Below are 17,795 nucleotides of genomic sequence, written 5' to 3' on the forward strand. Positions count from 1 at the left end.
GCGCCCCATCCAGGAATCCGCTCCACATGAAGCCATTGATGGCGGCCGCGGCCGTAACCCTGGGCAGCCTCTGCGCCGCCGCTTCCGTGCATGCGCAGAATCCGGACCCCACCGACATCCGCGGCTGCACGGCGATCGAGAGCGATGCGCAACGCCTCGCCTGCTACGACCACGCCACCGGACGCGTCAACCTGCCGGTGGCCCGCAAGCGCGTGGATGCGAGCACCCGGACGCCGGAGATATTCGGCCGCGACGACAAGCGGGCGTCCGCCGATGAGCCGGGCAACAGCGAGGTGGCGCAGCCGTTGTCATTGCTGGACAGCCGCTGGGAGCTGTCACCGGAGAGCAAGCTGGGCACCTTCAACATCCGCGGCTACAACCCGGTCTACGTGATGCCGGCGTTCATGACCAGCCACCAGAACAACCAGCCGCACAGCCCGAGCCCCGACAACACGGTCAGTGGCACCAGCGAGCAATTGCAGAACGTCGAGGCGAAATTCCAGCTCAGCCTGAAGGCGAAGGTATGGCAAGGCGTGTTCGGTGACGCCGGCGACCTGTGGGTGGGTTACACCCAGTCATCGCGCTGGCAGGTCTACAACTCGACCCTGTCGCGCCCGTTCCGCGAGACCGATTACGAACCCGAGGCGATGCTGGTGTTCGACACCCATTACCAGGTATTCGGCTGGACGGGCCGCCTGCTGGGCATTGGCGTGGACCACCAGTCGAACGGCCGCGGCGACCCGCTGTCGCGCAGCTGGAACCGGGTGATTGCCGATGTCGGTTTCGAACGCGACGGCTGGACGGTGATGCTGCGTCCGTGGTGGCGCATCCCGGAATCGCGCAGCGACGACGACAACCCCGACATCAGCGATTACATGGGGCGCGGCGAAGTGCAGATCGTGCATGAATGGCGCGGCCAGGAATTCGGCATGATGCTGCGCCACTCGATGCGTGGCGGCAGCCGCAGCCATGGCGCGGCGCGTTTCAGCTGGAGCTTCCCGATGGCCGGCAACCTGCGCGGCTACATGGAAGTGTTCAAGGGCTATGGCGAAAGCCTGATCGACTACAACCACAACGCCACCTACCTCGGCGTGGGCATTTCGCTGCTCGACTGGTACTGAAGACGACGAAGGCCCGGCAAGCTGCCGGGCCTTCGTTCATCGGTGCCGCGTCGCGACCGGCGCAAACTCAGTGGTGATGGCCACCGGCGCCGTGCACGTGGCCATGCTGCAGCTCTTCGGCGGTGGCGTCGCGCACGTCGGTCACCTCGATCGCGAAGTGCAGGGTCTTGCCCGCCAGCGGATGGTTCGCATCGATGAACACCACGCCGTTCTCGACCTTGCTCACGGTGACGTTGATCTGGCCTTCCGGACCGTTGCCCTGGAACTGCATGCCGGGCTGGATGTCCTCGACGCCCTGGAACGCCTCGCGCGGAACCTGCTGCATCAGCTCGGCATGATGCACGCCGTAACCTTCCTCGGGCGCCACGTGGGCGTCGAACTTGTCGCCTACCGAACGGCCTTCCATCTGCTTTTCCAGGCCCGGCACGATATGGCCCTGGCCATGCAGGTAGGTCAGCGGCTCGCGACCGGCGGAGCTGTCGATGACCTGGCCTTCGTCGTCGGTCAGCGTGTAATGGAAGGCGGCTACGGAGTTCTGGGCAATCTGCATGGTCATCTCGCGATCGGGTTCGGGTTCGCCGGCCACATCGCCGACATGAACCACACAGTTTAGCAGAGGCTGCCAAGGCGCCTGCGGCAGACCGGAACACGGGTCACGCGGGACCCGCGAATCCCGCGTTCCGTGGCTCCGGGCGGCCACTTCCGCCCATCAGCCGCCGAGTCGCGCCAGGGTGTCCTTGCCGATCTTCTCCGGCGTGTCGGTGGAGGCATAACGCCTGACCACCTGGCCTTCCGCATCGACCAGGAACTTGGTGAAGTTCCACTTGATCGATTCGCTGCCAAGGATGCCCTTGCCTTCGCTCTTCAGCCACTTGTACAGCGGATCGGCGTGCTCGCCGTTCACCTCGACCTTGGCGAACATCGGAAAGGTCACGTCGTACTGGGTGCTGCAGAAGTTCCGGATCTCGGCCTCGTCACCGGGTTCCTGGTGACCGAACTGGTCGCACGGAAAGCCCAGCACCACCAGTCCCTGGTCGCGCTGGTCCTGCCACAGCGTCTCCAGTCCCTTGTACTGCGGAGTGAAGCCGCACTTGGAGGCCACGTTGACGATCAGCAGCGTCTTGCCGCGCCACTCGGCCAGTGAGCGCGGCTGGCCCTCGATATCGCGAACGGTGAAATCGTAGACGCTGGACATGGCCGGACTCCGTGTTGATGGGTCAATCCGTCAGCATACGCCATCGGTGGCCGGGCCCGTGGCATAGAATGCCGCATCCACCCGCTGGCCAGGCCCACGTCGTGATCCGTTTCGTCGATGTCCACAAGTCCTACCGCGTCGACGGCAGGAACATCCCTGCCTTGCAGCCGTTCGATCTCGACATTGCCGATGGCGAGGTGTTCGGCATCATCGGCCTTTCCGGCGCCGGCAAATCGACGCTTATACGGCTGATCAACCTGCTCGAACGACCCAGCGGCGGGCGCATCTTCGTGAACGATACCGAGATGACCGCGCTGGCCGAGCCGGCACTGCGCGCGCAGCGACGGCGGATCGGCATGATCTTCCAGCACTTCAACCTGCTCGCCTCGCAAACGGTGGCCGACAACGTGGCGTTCCCGCTGCGACTGGCCGGAGAACGCGACGCGGCCGCATTGCGGACCCGGGTGGACGAGCTGCTGGCGCGGGTGGGCTTGAGCGACCACGCGGACAAATACCCGTCTCAGCTTTCCGGCGGCCAGAAGCAACGCGTGGGCATCGCCCGCGCGCTGGCCAACCGGCCGTCCATCCTGCTCTGCGACGAGGCCACCAGCGCGCTCGATCCGCAGACCACCGCCTCGGTGCTGGAACTGCTGGCCGAGATCAACCGCGAGCTGAAACTCACCATCGTGCTGATCACCCACGAGATGGACGTGGTGCGCCGCGTGTGCGATCGCGTGGCGGTGCTCGACGCCGGCGTGATCGTCGAGCGCGGCCCGGTGGCCGACGTGTTCCTGCACCCGCAGCACCCGACCACCCGGCGCTTCGTCAACGAGGCCTTGCCCGAGGAAGCGGCCAGCGAACACACGCCATTCGCGCAGGTGCCCGGCCGCATCGTGCGCCTGAGCTTCCGCGGCGACGCCACGCTGACCCCGTCGCTGAGCCGGGTGGCGCGGGAAACCAGCGTGGAATTCAACATCCTGGCCGGGCGCATCGACCGCATCAAGGATCTGCCCTACGGTCAGCTCACCCTGGCGATGCGGGGCGAACAGGTGGACATCGCACTGGCCGCGCTGCGGGATGCCGGCATCGAGATCGAGGAGCTGCCACGGTGAATCCGCTGCAGAAACTTTTCCCCAACATCGACGACTGGGGCGAGATCGGCCGCGCCTGCATCGACACCTTGCTGATGCTGGGCGGCTCGCTGGCGCTCACCGTGCTGATCGGCCTGCCGCTGGGCGTGCTGCTGTACCTCACCGGCAAGGGCCAGCTGCGGCCGATGCCCAAGCTCTACGCGGTGACCTCGCTGCTGGTGAACGTCCTGCGCTCGGTGCCGTTCATCATCCTGATGATCGTGCTGATGCCGGTCACCTACGCCCTGGTCGGCACCAAACTGGGCATCCGCGGCGCGATCCCGCCACTGGTGATCGGCGCCGCGCCGTTCTTCGCGCGGCTGGTGGAAACCGCGCTGCGCGAAGTGCAGCAAGGCGTGATCGAGGCCAGCCAGGCGATGGGCGCCAGCCTGTGGCAGATCGTGCGCCACGTGCTATTGCCCGAGGCCCGCGGCGGCCTGTTCGCCGGCATCACGGTCACCGCGATCGCCCTGGTCGGCTACACCGCCATGGGTGGCGCGATCGGCTCCGGCGGCCTCGGCGACCTGGCCTACCGCTACGGCTACCTCAGCTACAAGTCCGACTACATGCTGGTCACCGTGGTGCTGCTGATCGTGCTGGTGCAGGTGCTGCAGATGATCGGCGACCGCATCGTGCAGCGTTATAAGCAACGCTGACTTGATCATTTGTGCCTGGCGCCATGGGCGGCCTACCTTCGTGGGCCGCTCATGGGAATCGCCGCCTTGGAATTGCTGCTCGCCGCCCTCGCCGCCACCCTGGCCCTGCTCCTGCTGGCCGGCTACTGCTCCCGACCCAAGGTCTGACGCGTCATCGTCGGCGCCCTCGCACGATTTGTGTTTGGCGGTATAGACGTCTATTATTGTGCATTGCACAAGTGAACCTCCGCCATGAAACTGTTCCACGTCTTCCTCGCCACGACCCTGATCCTGCTCTCGCTGACGGCCTGCTCCGCGCCGGAACAGGACGATCACGTCCTCACCGTGGCCGCTACCGCGGTTCCCCATGCCGAGATCCTCAAGCAGGTGAAACCGCTGCTGGCGAAACAGGGCGTGGACCTGCAGATCAGGGTATTCGCCGACTACGTGCAGCCGAACACCCAGGTGGCCGAGAAAAACATCGACCTGAACTACTTCCAGACCAGGCCGTACCTGGATGCGTTCAACCGCGAACGCGGCACCGACCTGGTGATCGTCGCCGGCGTGCACATCGAGCCGTTCGGCGCCTATTCGCGCAAGTACACGAGCATCGACCAGCTGCCCGACGGCGCCAGCGTCACCCTGCCCAACGACCCCAGCAACAACAGCCGCGCGCTGCTGTTGCTGGCCAGGCACGGCCTGATCACGTTGAAGGATCCCAATGACGAGATGGCCACGCTGAAGGACATCACGGCGAATCCGAAGCAGCTGAAGTTCCGCGAGCTGGAAGCGGCGATGCTGCCCCGAACGCTGGACGAGGTGGATCTCTCCCTGATCAACACCAACTACGCGCTGGCCGCCGGGCTGAACCCCACCAGGGACGCGCTGCTGATCGAGGACAAGGACTCGCCCTACGTGAATTACCTGGTCGGCCGCCCCGACAACCGGAACGACCCGCGCGTGCAGAAACTGGCCAAGGCACTGACCAGTCCCGAGATCAAGGCGTTCATCGAACAGAAGTACCACGGCGCCGTGCTGCCCGCGTTCTGACCTTGGCACTCCCTCCCCTGCTTGCAGGGGAGGGTTGGGGTGGGGTGCTCCTGACCTTCCTCGCCCGCCCGAGCGCTCCCTCCCGGCCCACCCCTGCAAGCAGGGGAGGAGCAATTCGCCTCACCCCTGCGATGCGGGGATGTCGAAGACCTGCCGCAGGTACGCCACGTACTTCTCGTCGTCGCACATGTTCTTGCCGGGCGAGTCGCTGAGCTTGGCCACCGGCTGGCCGTTGCAGCGGATCATCTTGATCACGATGTTGAGCGGCACCGGGCCCACGTCGTTGGTGAGGTTGGTGCCCACGCCGAACGCCAGCAGGCAGCGGCCGCGGAAGTGCTCGTACAGCTGCATCACCTTGGGTATGTCCAGCCCGTCGCTGAACACCAGCACCTTGCCGCGGGGATCGACCCGGTTCGCGCAGTAGTGCGCCAGCACCTTGTCGCCCCAGGCGAACGGATCGCCGGAATCGTGGCGGGTGCCGTCGAACAGCTTGCAGAAGTACATGTCGAAGTCGCGCAGGAAGGCGTCCAGCCCGTACACGTCCGACAGCGCAATGCCGAGGTCGCCCCGGTATTCCTTCGCCCACGCCTCCAACGCCGCCACCTGCGAATCGCGCAGGCGCGGGCCCAGCGCCTGGTGCGCCTGCAGGTATTCGTGCGCCAGCGTGCCCAGCGGCGTCAGGTCGAGCTTGCGCGCCAGCCACACGTTGCTGGTGCCAGCCAGCTGGGCGCCGAGTCCGTCGCGCAGCGCCGTCACCACTTCTTCCTGCCACACCCGCGAGTGGCGACGGCGCGTGCCGTAGTCGGCGATCTTGCAACCGCTGTAATCCGGCGTGTCGCGCAGCAGGGCGATCTTCGCCTGCAGGCGCCGACGCCCTTCGCCGAGGTCGAGGCCGGCGCTGGTGTTGCGAAAGTACACCTCGTTGACGATCGCCAACAGCGGCACCTCGAACAGGATGGTGTGCAGCCACGGCCCGCGGATGCGGATCTCGATCTCGCCGTTGCCTGCGGCGGCCGGCGCGATGTCCACGTACTTCTCGTTGAGCTGGAACAGCCCCAGGAAATCGACGAAGTCGCTCTTGATGAAACGCCAGGTGCGCAGGTAGTCGAGCTCGTCCGGCGTGAAGCGAAGCTGGCACAACGCCTTCAGTTCGCCGCGGATCTCGTCGATGTACGGCACCAAGTCGACGTTCGGCGTGCGGCACTTGAAGCGGTACTCGACCTGAGCCGCGGGATACTGGTGCAAGACCACCTGCATCATGGAAAACTTGTACAGGTCGGTATCGAGCAGCGATTCGATGATCATCAGTGGCCCAGCGGCGAACGGGAATGGTCCATTATCCATGCCGCAGCCGCGCCCACGCGATGGACAAAAAAAAACCCCATCAGCCAGGGGAGGACTGATGGGGTTTGTCAGGTGGCATCCAGGGGAGGAAATGCCGACCCCTCAGTGATGCGATCAACTGCCTCACTTTTTGTCGCCCTCACGGCGATACACAGGCTTAGTGTGGGTGAGCCGATGTGAGTTCAATGTGCATGACGGGATTCGTTCAGCTGGGCGACAGGCTGTCCGAAACGCGCTCTGTCGCCATCGGGCATCCCTTGTGTTCTACGATCGCCGCTTCCCGTCGGAGTCCACCATGAAACTGCTGATCGCCGGCCTGTTCGCCCTGAGCCTGTTGCTGCCGGCCACTGCCGCCGAACTGAAGATCGATCTCGGCCACGGCCCGACCACCTGGCAAACCGGAGCGCTGCTGAGGCGCGGCGACGTGCGCACGATCAACGTGCCTGACGACGTGGCCTTCGGCCGGCCGATGCGCTATCGCGCGGTGCCGCTGAACGATCTGCTGCAAGGGCTCGACACCGGCGACCACCTGCAGTTCGTGGCCAGCGACGGCTTTGCCGCCGAAATCCCCGCCGCCCTGCTGCTGAACGGGAAAGGCAGCACGGCCTGGCTGGCGATCGAGGACCCGGCGCAACCGTGGCCCCGACTGCCCCGCGACAAGGGCAGCGCGGGACCGTTCTACGTGGTCTGGACCCGGCCGCAGGCCGCTCATGTGGGCCCGGAGCAATGGCCGTACCAGCTGGCCGCCATCCGCAAGCTGGCCGGGGTTGCCGCGCGCTTCCCGGCCCTGCAGCCCGACCCGTCGCTGCCCCCCGACAGCCAGGTGCGACAGGGCTTCGTGGTGTTCCAGCACACCTGCCTGGCCTGCCACACCCTTAACGTCCAGGGCGACGCAAAACTCGGCCCGGACCTGAACCTGCCGCACAATCCCACCGAATACCTGCGCGCCGACCTGCTGCGCGCCTTCATTCGCGATCCGCAGTCGCTGCGGCGGTGGCCGCAGGCGAAGATGCCCGGCTTCGACCGCAGCGCGCTCTCCGACACGGACCTGGACGCCGTGCTGGCCTATCTGCGGCACATGGCCGGACGCAAGTCCACGCCGTGACCGCCGCACGGCTCAGCTGCGGTCGACGATCCGGCTGATCCGCCCACCAGCGAACTCGAATTCCGACTCGCCCTGCAGCGTCAGCTCGGCACCTGCGCGCGGGCCGTCGGGCACGTCCGCGGCGAACACCCCGCGCCAGGCAATCGTCACCAGCACGGAAGCCGGCCGAAACTCCCAGGCGGTGATCGTCTGCCGGCGCTCGGCGAACAGCGCAGCACCCTGCTCGGCCAGCTGGCGGAACTCGGTGGTGCCATGCGTGGCGACGTTGAGCTGGCCGTCCGCCATGTTCTCGAACAGGATGTCCGGCGTCACCGTGGCCAGCATGCCGTCCACGTCGAAACGGTTGTAGGCCTCGACGTAGCGCTGGATCAGCTCCCGCTTTTCGGCATTGACCATGGCGACACTCCGGCGATGGGGGGCTTCAGTCTGCCCCGGAACAGGCACCGTTGCACAGCTGGCGCAGCGCGGCGTCGCGTTCGGCCTTCGGCTTGCGGGCCAACTGCCGAACATCAGCGTAGAAAGCGGGCCAGCTGCGCTCCGATCGCGCGAACAGCGCGGCGAACGCGGGCGTCCATTGCTCGTACAGGCCGAACGGAAGCAGGCGGGCGTTGTTGATCGGCGCGGCAACCCAGGCGTCATACCGGTGCTCACCCGGCCACTGGCTGTCACGCCACTGCGCATAGCGGACATGGAACGCCGCCAGCTCGCGCTGCTTGCCCGCCTCCATCGTCGCCTGATCGCCACCGTCCGCGTAGAGGATTCTCAGCCGGTTGCGCAGGTCGAGCACCAGCCGGGTGAAGCCGTCTTCCATCGCCTGGCGCCGGCCATCCGCGGGCGGCAGTCCGCGCGAGCGGCGCCACTGGCGCAGGCCTTCCTGCTGCACGAAGCTGGCAAACGATTCATTGAACGTCGTGTCGCCCTTCACGTAGACCAGCTGGTGGGCCAGCTCATGGAAGATCGTGCCGTCCAGTTCGTCGTCGTCCCAGCGCAGCATGCTTGACAGGATCGGATCGTCGAACCAGCCCAGGGTCGAATAGGCCGGCACGCCCCCGACCCATACGTCGTCGCCGCGGGCACGCAGCCGCGCCGCATCCTGCTGCGCGGCCGCCTCGCTGAACCAGCCCCGGTAGGCGACGCAGCCGGCGATCGGAAAGCACTGCGGCACCGCCTGCACCGAATAGCGCGGCGTGGCGAACACGTTCCACACCACGTACGGGCGGTCCAGCGAAACATAGGTGGCATAGCTGCGATTGTCCGGCAGCGCGAGTTGCCTGCTGGCGAACGCCCGCGCCTGCTGCGCCAGGCGCAGCCGCGTGGCCAGGGGCGCTGGCGTGGCGGGATCAGCGATCACCTTGTCCAGCGCACGCCGATGGAAAACCAGGCTGCCCTGTCCGTGCGCGGCCTGCGCGTAGTAGCGAAGGCTGTTGCAGCCACACGACAAGAGGCTCACCGCAATGACTGCGATGAGCCTCGGCAACAGCCCGCATGCAGAACCGGCAGCGCGCATTCCCTGCCGCTAGTGCCGGGCGTCAGTGGCGATCATTGCCACGGTCACGATGACCGTGGCTGCCGCCACGCCCGCCTCCGCCACTGCCATGCGAACGCTGTCCGGAGCCGTGCGAGTCGGAACCACGCCAGCCGGAATCCCGGGAACCCCGGCGATCACCGCCGTAGTATTCCCTGCCACCGTCGCCCCGATGACCGCCATCGGAACGCCCCTGCCAATGCCCGGCATGACGATCGTAGTCGCGGCGTCCACGGTAGTCATCGTGCCGGTAGCGCGAACCGCCATACCAGACGCTGCCCACGCCAACGCTCACACCGGGTGCATAGCAGCAACCGTAGTAGCCGCCGCCGTAGCCGTAATAACCGTTGCCGTAGTAGCCACCGTAGTAGGACGGCGCCACATAGGTGGCGCCGCCGTCGCCGTAGTAGGCATCGCCGGCGTCACCCGAACCACGCACATAGCTGTAGCCCGGATCGTAGTAGCAGCCCGACAGTGTCGCCGCGGCGACCACCATGAGCAGACCGGATAGAACGCGTTTCATGACCTGTCCCCGCTGTGGATGTGCATCGCCAGACTGCGGCCAACCGCTTGAACGGGCGCTAAAAGCCACCTGCGCGAGAAACCGGCGTTCAACCGCCGGCCATGTCCGCCACCGCGCGCCGGTCATGAACCATCCGGCCCGGCAGGTGCGACTCAGCTGTTGCTGCGCTTGGCCTGCTCGCCACGTTGCGGAGCCAGCACGCGGCCATCGGAACCCTCGATCTCGCCGGTCGCCGAAGGATGCAGCTCGGCATGACCGCCTCCCGGCTGGGCCGGGTTGGCATCCGGCCAGGTCGGTCCCTGGCGCACCCGCTCGTTCTTCGCCTCCAGCAAGGCCTGGATCTTCGCCACGGCGTCTTCCTGGCTGATGTGCTCGATCGGCGCTTCCATCGGCGGCTTGCGGGGGGCGGCCGGCTTCCGAGGCGTGGCCGTCCGAACGGCAGACACAGACGCAGGTTTCTTCGCGATCGGTTTCTTCGCGGCAGGCTTCCTGGCCACCGATGCGGGGGCAGCGGCTCGCTTCGCGACCGGCTTCCTGGCCACGGATTTCGCGCTCGCCGGCTTGCGGGCGGCCGCCTTCTTCGCGACGGGCCTTTTTGAAGCCGCCTTCTTCACCGCGACTTTTCTGACCGGAGCTTTTTTTACCGCAGATTTTTTGGCCGGTGCCTTTTTTGCCACGGGCTTCTTCGCCACCACCTTCCTGGCTGCGGGCTTCTTCACTGCCGCCTTCTTGGCTACGGGTTTCTTCACCGCCGCCTTCTTCGCGGTCGGAACCTTCTTCGTCACCGCCGACTTCCCGGCAACCGTCTTCTTCGCGACGGCCTTTTTTGTCACGCCGGTCTTCTTGCCGGGAGCTTTCTTCGCTGCGACCTTGCTGGCTGCCGCCTTGCGCGGAGCTGCCTTGGTGGACGCGGCAGGTTTGCGGGAAACCGACTTCTTTGCCGCGGACTTCTTGGCAACCAACTTTCTGGACGTGGCCATGCGTTAGTTCTCCTGCGGTGATCGATGACGTAGTGCGTCCCAGTATGCACGCCTCGGCCGCGTCGGGCATTTCGCAATGCAGAAACCGTTCATCATCGGAAGGTCGGTTGCATCAGCGCGTTGAGGAAATGTCCCAGCACGCGTGGCTCGACCAGCAGGGTGAACAACACGCCATAAGCCGCACCCCACAGGTGCGCGCTGTGATTGACGTTGCCCTGTCCGCGCCGGTCCATGTAGATCGAATAACCGGTGTAAAGCACCGCATAGACGATCGCGGGCATCGGGATCACCAGCACGATGATGCGCGACCACGGCGCCAGCAGGACGAAGGAGAACAGCACGGCCGACACTGCCCCGGAAGCGCCCAGGCTGCGATAGTTCGGATTGGCCCGGTTCTTCAGATAGGTCGGCAGGATCGAGACCACCAGGCCACCGATGTAGAACAGCGCAAAACCCAGCGTGCCCAGGCGCGCGGCGAAGAAACTCTCCATCGCCCGGCCGAAAAAGAACAGCGTGACCATGTTGAACAGCAGATGCATGGCATCCGCATGCACCACGCCATAGGTCACCAGCCGGTGGTATTCGCGCTGGCGGGTGATCGCCGGCGGCCACAGGATCAGGTCGTTCATCAGGCGGCTGTTGTTGAACGCCATGAACGAGACGATGCAGGTGATGGCGATGATGAGCAGGGTGATCAGCATGGACGGTTCCGCGTCGGGCAGCAAAAACATGCATCTTGGGGCCAGCGTCATGGCTTGTCGACTCGACGCGCGGCTTGTCACCGAGCGACGGGAAAGCTTCCGCCCCGCCGTGACGCTTATGTGCCGCGCTTGCACCGACATGACGAATCGTTACTGCCGCCGGGCGCGCGCGCCCGCTATCATTCGGCGCTTTACGCGGCGCCTGGCGCCCGATGAACCGAGCTGATGGATGCCATGACCCCGCTCCGCTATCTGCACCTGGACGTCTTCGCAGCCACCCCTGGAGGTGGCAATCATCTGGGCGTGGTCATCGGGGCGGATACGTGGACCAGCGTGGCGATGCAGCGCTTCGCCCGCTGGACAGCCCTGGTCGAGACGACCTTCCTGCTGCCGCCGACCGATCCGAAGGCCAGCTATCGCGTGCGCATTTTCACGCCGCACAAGGAGATCCCGTTCGCCGGCCATCCCAGCATCGGCAGCGCCCATGCCGCACTGGCTTGCGGCCTGGCCGCGCCACGCGACGGGATGCTGTGGCAGGAATGCGGCGCCGGCGTGTTGCCGATCCGCATCGTGGGCCACGGCGAAACACGCGAGCTGCTGCTGCAATCGCCCGGCGAGCGCGTGCTGTCCACCGGACTGGATGCCCATCCCCTGCTACCCGCGGCGCTGGCCGGCATCCGGACCGGCGTGCTGCCGCCCGCCCTGGTCGACGGCGGCCGGCGCTGGTGGCTGGCCGAAGTCGCCGATGAGGCCAGCCTGCGTGGATGGCAGCCGGAACACGCGGCAATCCTGGCGCTGGCCCAGGCGAGCGACAGCATGGGCTTGTGCGCGTTCGCTCGCGCCGACAGCGGGCGGCAACTGGTGGTGCGCGCCTTCCCGGCCGGTGTGGGCATCGTCGAAGATCCCGCGTCCGGTGCGGCCAACGGCCTGATCGCCGCCTACCTCGCCCACGCCGAACCGCACGGACTGCTCGCTCGCGGCTACGAAGTCAGCCAGGGCCGCGAGATCGGCCACGATGCGCGCCTGGTCGTGCACATCGACACCGATGCAATCTGGGTCGGCGGCTGCAGCCGCACCGTGGTCGACGGCAACCTGCACTGGGAAACTTCGCTCTCCTAGAAGCGCAGCGTTCTCAACGCGAAGCGCAGCGTTCTCAGCGCTCGTCCAGATGGGCGCGGCGAGCCGCCACCAGGGCCAGTGCGGACCAGTCGAGTTCCTCGTCGCCGGCAGCCAGTGCCTCCAGCAGGCTGTCGCGCAACACGCCGGCAAACGGCAGCGGCACCCGCGCCGCATCACCCGCAGCGAGAGCCAGCCCGACGTCCTTGTAGCCCAGTGGCAGGGCGAATCCGGCCGGCTTGAAGCGCTGTTCGGCGATCAGCTTGCCGTAGCCCTGATACGCGGGCGCGGCGAACAGCGTATTCGTCATCACCTCGAGGAAATCCGCCGCGCCCACGCCGTAGGCACGGGTCAGCGCAGTGGCTTCGGCCATGCTTTCGATGGCGCTGGCGAGCATGAAGTTGCCCGCGATCTTCGCCACGTTCGCACGCTCCGGCGCATCCCCCATCGACCACACCTTGCTGCCCATCGCCTGCAGCAGCGGCTGCACCTTCTCGATCGCCGCGGGAGCACCCGCCGCGAGAATGTTGAGCTTCGCCGCCGCGGCCATGTCCGGCCGGCCGAACACCGGCGCGGCCACGTAGGCCAGCCCGCGCTCTTCGTGGGCCTGCGCCAGTTCCTGCGCCAGCACCACCGAGATGGTGGCGTGGTTCACGTGCACCATGCCCCGATCCATCGCATCGAGCAGGGCATGTTCCAGGAACACCTCGCGCACGGCCTGGTCGTTGGCCAGCATGCTGCAGAGCACGTCGCCCTGGGCGGCACGATCGGGCGTGCTGGCCACCTTGGCACCCAGTGATGCCAGCGGCGCGCAAGCCGCCTCGGAGCGATTCCACACCGTGACGCTGTGTCCCGCGGCAATCAGGTTGCTGGCCATCGCGCTGCCCATGGCACCGAGACCGATGAATCCGACTTTCATGAAACCTTCCTCGACAGGAACCAGCGCGCAGTCAAGCACGCGTCGCGTTCAGGTATCGCGAAACGCCACCGCGGATCGTCTCGCGCGGCGGGCTACTGCAGGCCGGGCAGCGCGTCCAGGCAGCGCTGCCGGCACAGGTAGCGCTTGTTGAGGCCGTGGCTGTCGGACAGGTAGGCCGCGCCGCCGGCGAAGATCTGCCACTGCCGCAACTGCCCCGACATTTTGATCGAACCGCTGTAGCTGCACGGCAGGATCATCGCCTCGTCGTGGAAGGTCTCGCCATCGACTTCGTCGGCCAGCCGAAAATAGGTCGCCACGTCGGCGCGGGTCAGGGTCAGCGAACTGCACATGTCGTGATCGGGCCGCGACGGGTCGATCTGCCGCGCCAGCGAAACCACCTCGACCGCATCGTCGTGGCGCACCGGCGCACAGGCGATCAGGGCGATGCCCAGCAGCGACGCGACCACAACCGTCTGCAACACGCTCATGGCTTGGCTCCGGTCAGCAGCGACTGCAGCAGCTGCGCACCTTCGGAGACTTCCTTGCGGGCGATCGCGCCGTGGGCGTAGACGTCGCTGAGCAGGTTGAGCTTGAACTGGGCGACCAGGATGTCCACCAGGTATTTCACCGACTTCAGCTGCTCCGGCGTCGGCAGCTCGAACGCCTTGTTCGCGGCCACGAACTTCCCCACCACCTCGATGCCCAGGGAGTCGCTGTTGGCCGGATACCGCTGCGGATAGGTCTTGGCCACTTCATGGCGCGAAAGGTTCTTCGCCCGCGTGCTGAACGACAGGCCTTTCTCGTGGAGCAGCGCGGTGATCGTCTTCAGCTCCTGCGGATCGCAGTTGCTTTCCGCCTGGCAGCGCGCCACCAGGATGCCCACGTGCCAGCAGACCTGGTCGACGCGGGCGGTCTGGTAGATCTTGCCAAGCTTGTCGATCAGGAAATGCGCGCCGGTGGTCTTGCCGCCTTCGTAGGCGCTCAGGGTGCCGGTGGCCGACGAGGAATCGGTACGGTGCAGCACGATCGAGGCGACCGACGTCAGGGCACCATGCTCGATCGACGTGTAGAGCTTCACTTCGACTTCCGGGTCGATCAGCTTGCCGTTTTCCACCGTGGCCATGGCCTGCTTCCCTTGGATGAAGAGCCTGCGTTCCCGGGCATCCAGCGAGCCGCGCCGGGAGATCCTGTCCGGCGATGCTGCGGCCGCGGACCGGGGGCGTCAAGTGACTTGTGCCGAGCGGATCAGGACCCTAGGCCACGGCGCCGGCCGCCTGGCCCGAGGCCCAAGCCCACTGGAAGTTGTAGCCGCCCAGCCAGCCGGTGACGTCGACCACCTCGCCGATGAAGTACAGCCCCGGCACCAGCTTCGACTGCATGGTGCTGGAGGAGATGCCGTCGGTGTCGACGCCGCCCAGGGTGACCTCGGCGGTGCGATATCCCTCGGTACCGCTGGCGGTGATCGGCCAGGCGTTGAGCTGCGTGCCAACCTGCACCAGCTCGGCGTCGCGGTACTGGCGCATCGGCCGATTCTCAAACCACTGCTCGCACAGCCGTTGCGCCAGCCGTTTGGGCAGCAGATCGCCCAGCACGGTCTTCAGTTCGGCCAGCGGTCGCGCCGCGCGCTGTTCGACCAGGTGCGCGCCGACGTCGCTGTCCGGCAGCAGGTCGATGCGCAGGTCGTCGCCGGGTTGCCAGTAGGAAGAAATCTGCAGGATCGCCGGCCCGCTGATGCCGCGATGGGTGAACAGCAGGCCGGCACGGAAACTCTGCCTGCCCACGCGGCTTTCCACCACCGGCAAGGCCACGCCGGCCAGGTCCTGGTAATGCTCCTGATGCTTGCCGCTCAAGGTCAGCGGCACCAGGCCGGCGCGCACCGGCAAGACCTGATGGCCGAACTGTCGCGCCAGTTCGTAGCCGAAACCGCTGGCGCCCATGCTGGGAATCGACAGGCCGCCGGAGGCCACCACCAGCGATTCGGCATGCACCTCGCCGCGCGCGGTGTGCACGCTGAAACCCTCCGGCGTCTTGCGCACGCGCTGCACGCCGCAGCTCGCCTCCACCGTGACGCCAGCGGCAGCGCATTCGTCCAGCAGCATGCGCACGATCTGTTTCGACGAATCGTCGCAGAACAGCTGGCCCAGTTCCTTCTCGTGGTACGCGATGCGATGCTTCTCGACCAGGGCGATGAAATCCCACGGCGTGTAACGCGCCAGCGCCGACTTGGCGAAGTGCGGATTGGCCGACAGGTAGTTCGCCGGCGTGGTACCCATGTTGGTGAAATTGCAGCGCCCGCCGCCGGACATCAGGATCTTCTTGCCGACCTTGTTGGCATGGTCGACCACCAGCACGCGCCGGCCGCGCTGCCCCGCGGCGATCGCGCACATCAGGCCGGCGGCGCCGGCGCCGATGATCAACACGTCCACTTTCACGAATAAGGGTTCCCGCCCGCTGCTGGTCGCGCATTATCGCCCAGTCGCATCGCTTACACTTCCAGGCCTGTTTCCCAGCGAGCCACCGCCATGCCTTCCTTTGACGTGATTTCCGAAGTCGACAAGCACGAACTGACCAATGCGATCGACCAGGCCAACCGCGAGCTGGGCACCCGCTTCGACTTCAAGGGCGTGGACGCGAAGTACGTGCTGGACGATTCGGTGATCACTCAGAGCGCGCCCAGCGACTTCCAGCTGCAGCAGATGCTGGACATCCTGCGCGGTCGCCTGGCGGCCCGGAAGATCGACATCCGCGCGCTGGACATGGGCGAGCCCGAAGTGAACCTGGGCGGCGCGCGGCAGAAGATCACCGTCAAGCAGGGCATCGAGCAGCCGGTGGCGAAGAAGCTGGTGGCCACGTTGAAGGCGGCCAAGCTCAAGGTCGAGGCGCAGATCAACGGCGACAAGCTGCGCGTCAGCGGCAAGAAGCGCGACGACCTGCAGGAAGCGATGGCCGTGCTGCGCAAGGCGGACGTGGAACTGCCGCTGCAGTTCGACAATTTCCGCGATTGATCGGAATCCCTACGCCTTCGACAACAGGCGTCCGCCCATCGCCGCATTGACAGCCACCACGAAGGCCACCGCCGCCGCGTGGGTCAGCAGGTCGGTGGCGGCCGAATCGTAGGCGTGGCAGATCTCCAGCAGGCTGGCCGAGGCGGCCGCGCTGGCCAGGCCGATCAGCACCGCGGTGCGCACCGGTCGCAGCGGGCAGGCGCGGCGCAACAGGACCACCAGCAGCGCCGACAGTGGCACCGAGAAGCTGATGATGAACAGCAGGCAGTCGGCCGACTGATGCAGGCCAGCCACCTCGGTGCCCGGCGCGATCCACGTGCGCAGGCAACCCAGGCCGCTGGCGCCGATCCACAACGCCGCCGCGGGCAGCGGCAGCCATGCCCAGGCACGGCTGCGCCCCGGCACGCCCAGCGCGAACGCCGCCCACGCGCCACTGATCGCCGTCGCCACCGCGCCAAGGCCGGCCCAGGCCAGGTCGGGAGTTGCCGCCCAGCGCAGGCGCATCGGCTGGATGCCGTAATGCATCACCAGCAGCACCGCGATCGCCACCACCGCCAGCAACCATCCCGCCGTGCGCAGCCACGGCGGCAACAGGCGCCGCACCGGCACCAGCTCGGTGCCGAGCCGGTCGATCAGTGCCTCATGCGGTCGCAACTCGGACATGGCCTCAGGGTTCTCCGTGGAAACGTTCGCGCAACGCCTTCAGGGCGCGATGCAGGTTCACTTTCAGTGCGCCGGTGTTGCGCCCGGTCAGCTCGGCCGCCTCGCTGAGCGAGCGCTCGCGCAGACCCAGTTGCTCGATGGCCTCGCGCTGGCCCGGCGGCAACTCGGCGATCGCATCGCGCAGGCGCTGCGCGCGCTCGTCGCTCTCGGTGGCGGAGCTGGCATCGCCTTCGTCGGCATGGCTGTCGAAGGCGTGTTCGTCGTGCACCTCGCGACTGTCGCGCCGACCGCGGCTGCGCAGGGCATCGATCGCGCGGCGACTGGCGATCGCGGTCAGCCAGGCGTCGTACGAACGCGCCGGGTCGTAGGTATGGCGCACCCGATGCACGGTGATCAGGGTTTCCTGCACCACGTCATCCAGATGGTCCGGCGCTACGCCCTGGCGTCGCGCGGCGGCACGGATCAGCGCCACCGAGTCGGCCAGCAGCTTCTCGTAGGCGCGTCGGTCGCCGGCCTGGGCAGCCGCCATCCAGGCCGCCCGACGCTGGTCGGGCGACTCGCTGTCGCGGGCTTCGGTAAAGTCGACTGGCACGATCCGGCGGGGACCCGTCCGCAAACAAAGTCCGCTATCTAGGCCCAACAGGCCGTTGGCAGTCAAGGCTTGCGACATGCGTGCTCCATCGTGTGACCCTCACCCTCTTTCGCCGCATCCGCCGCCCGGGTTACCTCGTAAACCTCGGGTAACCGGCGACAGTCCCCCGGCGAAAGACCAGACAACCACCC

21 protein-coding genes and 1 pseudogene are annotated in these 17,795 nt (G+C 66.6%); 7 read left to right on the plus strand and 15 right to left on the minus strand.

What is annotated here, in order from left to right; all coding sequences use genetic code 11:
* Nucleotides 1-26: 26 nt before the first annotated feature.
* Nucleotides 27-1,121: a phospholipase A gene (locus ASD55_RS15420; RefSeq protein WP_056767527.1), complete on the plus strand. Its 1,095-nt coding sequence runs from the start codon at nt 27-29 to the stop codon at nt 1,119-1,121.
* Between the two features lie 67 nt (nt 1,122-1,188).
* On the opposite strand, the gene ASD55_RS15425 is transcribed toward ASD55_RS15420, so the two are convergent.
* Nucleotides 1,189-1,671 (minus strand): peptidylprolyl isomerase, encoded by a 483-nt coding sequence (locus ASD55_RS15425; RefSeq protein ID WP_040672940.1) that lies wholly within the window; start codon nt 1,669-1,671, stop codon nt 1,189-1,191.
* Between the two features lie 159 nt (nt 1,672-1,830).
* Entirely contained in the window at nt 1,831-2,316 is a 486-nt protein-coding gene (locus tag ASD55_RS15430) for a glutathione peroxidase (protein ID WP_056717708.1), read from the minus strand.
* 101 nt (nt 2,317-2,417) lie between these two features.
* Between ASD55_RS15430 and ASD55_RS15435 the strand changes: the two genes are divergently transcribed.
* The 3 genes from ASD55_RS15435 (at nt 2,418) to ASD55_RS15445 (ending at nt 5,131) form a co-directional block, all read left to right on the plus strand.
* Nucleotides 2,418-3,428 (plus strand): methionine ABC transporter ATP-binding protein, encoded by a 1,011-nt coding sequence (locus ASD55_RS15435; protein WP_056767838.1) that lies wholly within the window; start codon nt 2,418-2,420, stop codon nt 3,426-3,428.
* Nucleotides 3,425-4,102 (plus strand): methionine ABC transporter permease, encoded by a 678-nt coding sequence (locus ASD55_RS15440; protein ID WP_056767530.1) that lies wholly within the window; start codon nt 3,425-3,427, stop codon nt 4,100-4,102. Before ASD55_RS15435 ends, ASD55_RS15440 begins: the two co-directional genes overlap by 4 nt.
* A gap of 231 nt (nt 4,103-4,333) precedes the next feature.
* Nucleotides 4,334-5,131 carry a MetQ/NlpA family ABC transporter substrate-binding protein gene (locus ASD55_RS15445; protein WP_056767532.1) on the plus strand — a complete coding sequence of 266 codons (798 nt, stop codon included), beginning with the start codon at nt 4,334-4,336 and terminating at the stop codon, nt 5,129-5,131.
* 120 nt (nt 5,132-5,251) lie between these two features.
* On the opposite strand, the gene pncB is transcribed toward ASD55_RS15445, so the two are convergent.
* Nucleotides 5,252-6,436, minus strand: a complete 1,185-nt coding sequence (gene pncB, locus ASD55_RS15450; RefSeq protein ID WP_056717711.1) for a nicotinate phosphoribosyltransferase — start codon at nt 6,434-6,436, stop codon at nt 5,252-5,254.
* 334 nt (nt 6,437-6,770) lie between these two features.
* On the opposite strand from pncB, the gene ASD55_RS15455 reads away from it, so the two are divergent.
* Nucleotides 6,771-7,580, plus strand: coding sequence for a cytochrome c (locus tag ASD55_RS15455; RefSeq protein WP_056767841.1), 810 nt, complete (start codon nt 6,771-6,773; stop codon nt 7,578-7,580).
* Between the two features lie 12 nt (nt 7,581-7,592).
* Here the strand turns inward: ASD55_RS15455 and ASD55_RS15460 are convergent, their stop codons facing one another.
* The 6 genes and pseudogenes from ASD55_RS15460 to ASD55_RS15485 all read right to left on the minus strand — a co-directional run bounded on the left by ASD55_RS15460 (nt 7,593) and on the right by ASD55_RS15485 (nt 11,309).
* Complete coding sequence (locus ASD55_RS15460; protein ID WP_056767535.1) at nt 7,593-7,976, minus strand: nuclear transport factor 2 family protein; 384 nt, start codon at nt 7,974-7,976, stop codon at nt 7,593-7,595.
* A gap of 25 nt (nt 7,977-8,001) precedes the next feature.
* The gene (locus ASD55_RS15465; protein WP_056767538.1) at nt 8,002-9,030 is read right to left on the minus strand and encodes an aminopeptidase; all 1,029 of its coding nucleotides are present in this window, start codon (nt 9,028-9,030) and stop codon (nt 8,002-8,004) included.
* Nucleotides 9,031-9,109: 79 nt separating this feature from the next.
* Nucleotides 9,110-9,628: a hypothetical protein gene (locus tag ASD55_RS15470; RefSeq protein ID WP_235577843.1), complete on the minus strand. Its 519-nt coding sequence runs from the start codon at nt 9,626-9,628 to the stop codon at nt 9,110-9,112.
* Nucleotides 9,629-9,780: 152 nt separating this feature from the next.
* Entirely contained in the window at nt 9,781-10,017 is a 237-nt protein-coding gene (locus ASD55_RS18880; RefSeq protein WP_056717714.1) for a hypothetical protein, read from the minus strand.
* Between the two features lie 63 nt (nt 10,018-10,080).
* A pseudogene (locus ASD55_RS18885) lies at nt 10,081-10,608 on the minus strand (histone H1-like repetitive region-containing protein); the annotation flags it as partial.
* 92 nt (nt 10,609-10,700) lie between these two features.
* Nucleotides 10,701-11,309, minus strand: coding sequence for a rhomboid family intramembrane serine protease (locus tag ASD55_RS15485; protein ID WP_056767845.1), 609 nt, complete (start codon nt 11,307-11,309; stop codon nt 10,701-10,703).
* A gap of 234 nt (nt 11,310-11,543) precedes the next feature.
* On the opposite strand from ASD55_RS15485, the gene ASD55_RS15490 reads away from it, so the two are divergent.
* On the plus strand, nt 11,544-12,428 hold the full coding sequence (locus ASD55_RS15490) for a PhzF family phenazine biosynthesis protein (RefSeq protein WP_056767848.1): 885 nt from the start codon (nt 11,544-11,546) through the stop codon (nt 12,426-12,428).
* Between the two features lie 34 nt (nt 12,429-12,462).
* On the opposite strand, the gene ASD55_RS15495 is transcribed toward ASD55_RS15490, so the two are convergent.
* The 4 genes from ASD55_RS15495 to ASD55_RS15510 all read right to left on the minus strand — a co-directional run bounded on the left by ASD55_RS15495 (nt 12,463) and on the right by ASD55_RS15510 (nt 15,776).
* Nucleotides 12,463-13,344: an NAD(P)-dependent oxidoreductase gene (locus tag ASD55_RS15495; RefSeq protein WP_056767541.1), complete on the minus strand. Its 882-nt coding sequence runs from the start codon at nt 13,342-13,344 to the stop codon at nt 12,463-12,465.
* A 92-nt stretch (nt 13,345-13,436) separates the two neighbouring features.
* Entirely contained in the window at nt 13,437-13,832 is a 396-nt protein-coding gene (locus ASD55_RS15500) for a hypothetical protein (RefSeq protein WP_056717717.1), read from the minus strand.
* The gene (locus ASD55_RS15505; protein ID WP_200946231.1) at nt 13,829-14,467 is read right to left on the minus strand and encodes a peptidoglycan recognition family protein; all 639 of its coding nucleotides are present in this window, start codon (nt 14,465-14,467) and stop codon (nt 13,829-13,831) included. Before ASD55_RS15505 ends, ASD55_RS15500 begins: the two co-directional genes overlap by 4 nt.
* 130 nt (nt 14,468-14,597) lie before the next feature.
* Nucleotides 14,598-15,776, minus strand: coding sequence for an NAD(P)/FAD-dependent oxidoreductase (locus ASD55_RS15510; protein WP_082542820.1), 1,179 nt, complete (start codon nt 15,774-15,776; stop codon nt 14,598-14,600).
* Between the two features lie 90 nt (nt 15,777-15,866).
* Here ASD55_RS15510 and ASD55_RS15515 point away from each other — a divergent pair, with 90 nt between their 5' ends.
* Nucleotides 15,867-16,349, plus strand: coding sequence for a YajQ family cyclic di-GMP-binding protein (locus ASD55_RS15515; protein WP_056767544.1), 483 nt, complete (start codon nt 15,867-15,869; stop codon nt 16,347-16,349).
* Between the two features lie 9 nt (nt 16,350-16,358).
* Here ASD55_RS15515 and ASD55_RS15520 read toward each other — a convergent pair whose 3' ends face one another.
* Together ASD55_RS15520 and ASD55_RS15525 are read right to left on the minus strand one after the other, a co-directional pair.
* Nucleotides 16,359-17,012 carry an NrsF family protein gene (locus ASD55_RS15520; RefSeq protein ID WP_056717719.1) on the minus strand — a complete coding sequence of 218 codons (654 nt, stop codon included), beginning with the start codon at nt 17,010-17,012 and terminating at the stop codon, nt 16,359-16,361.
* Between the two features lie 4 nt (nt 17,013-17,016).
* Nucleotides 17,017-17,604, minus strand: coding sequence for a sigma-70 family RNA polymerase sigma factor (locus ASD55_RS15525; RefSeq protein ID WP_235577844.1), 588 nt, complete (start codon nt 17,602-17,604; stop codon nt 17,017-17,019).
* Between the last annotated feature and the right edge of the window lie 191 nt (nt 17,605-17,795).

Source organism: Rhodanobacter sp. Root561 (assembly GCF_001427365.1).
Lineage (GTDB): Bacteria > Pseudomonadota > Gammaproteobacteria > Xanthomonadales > Rhodanobacteraceae > Rhodanobacter.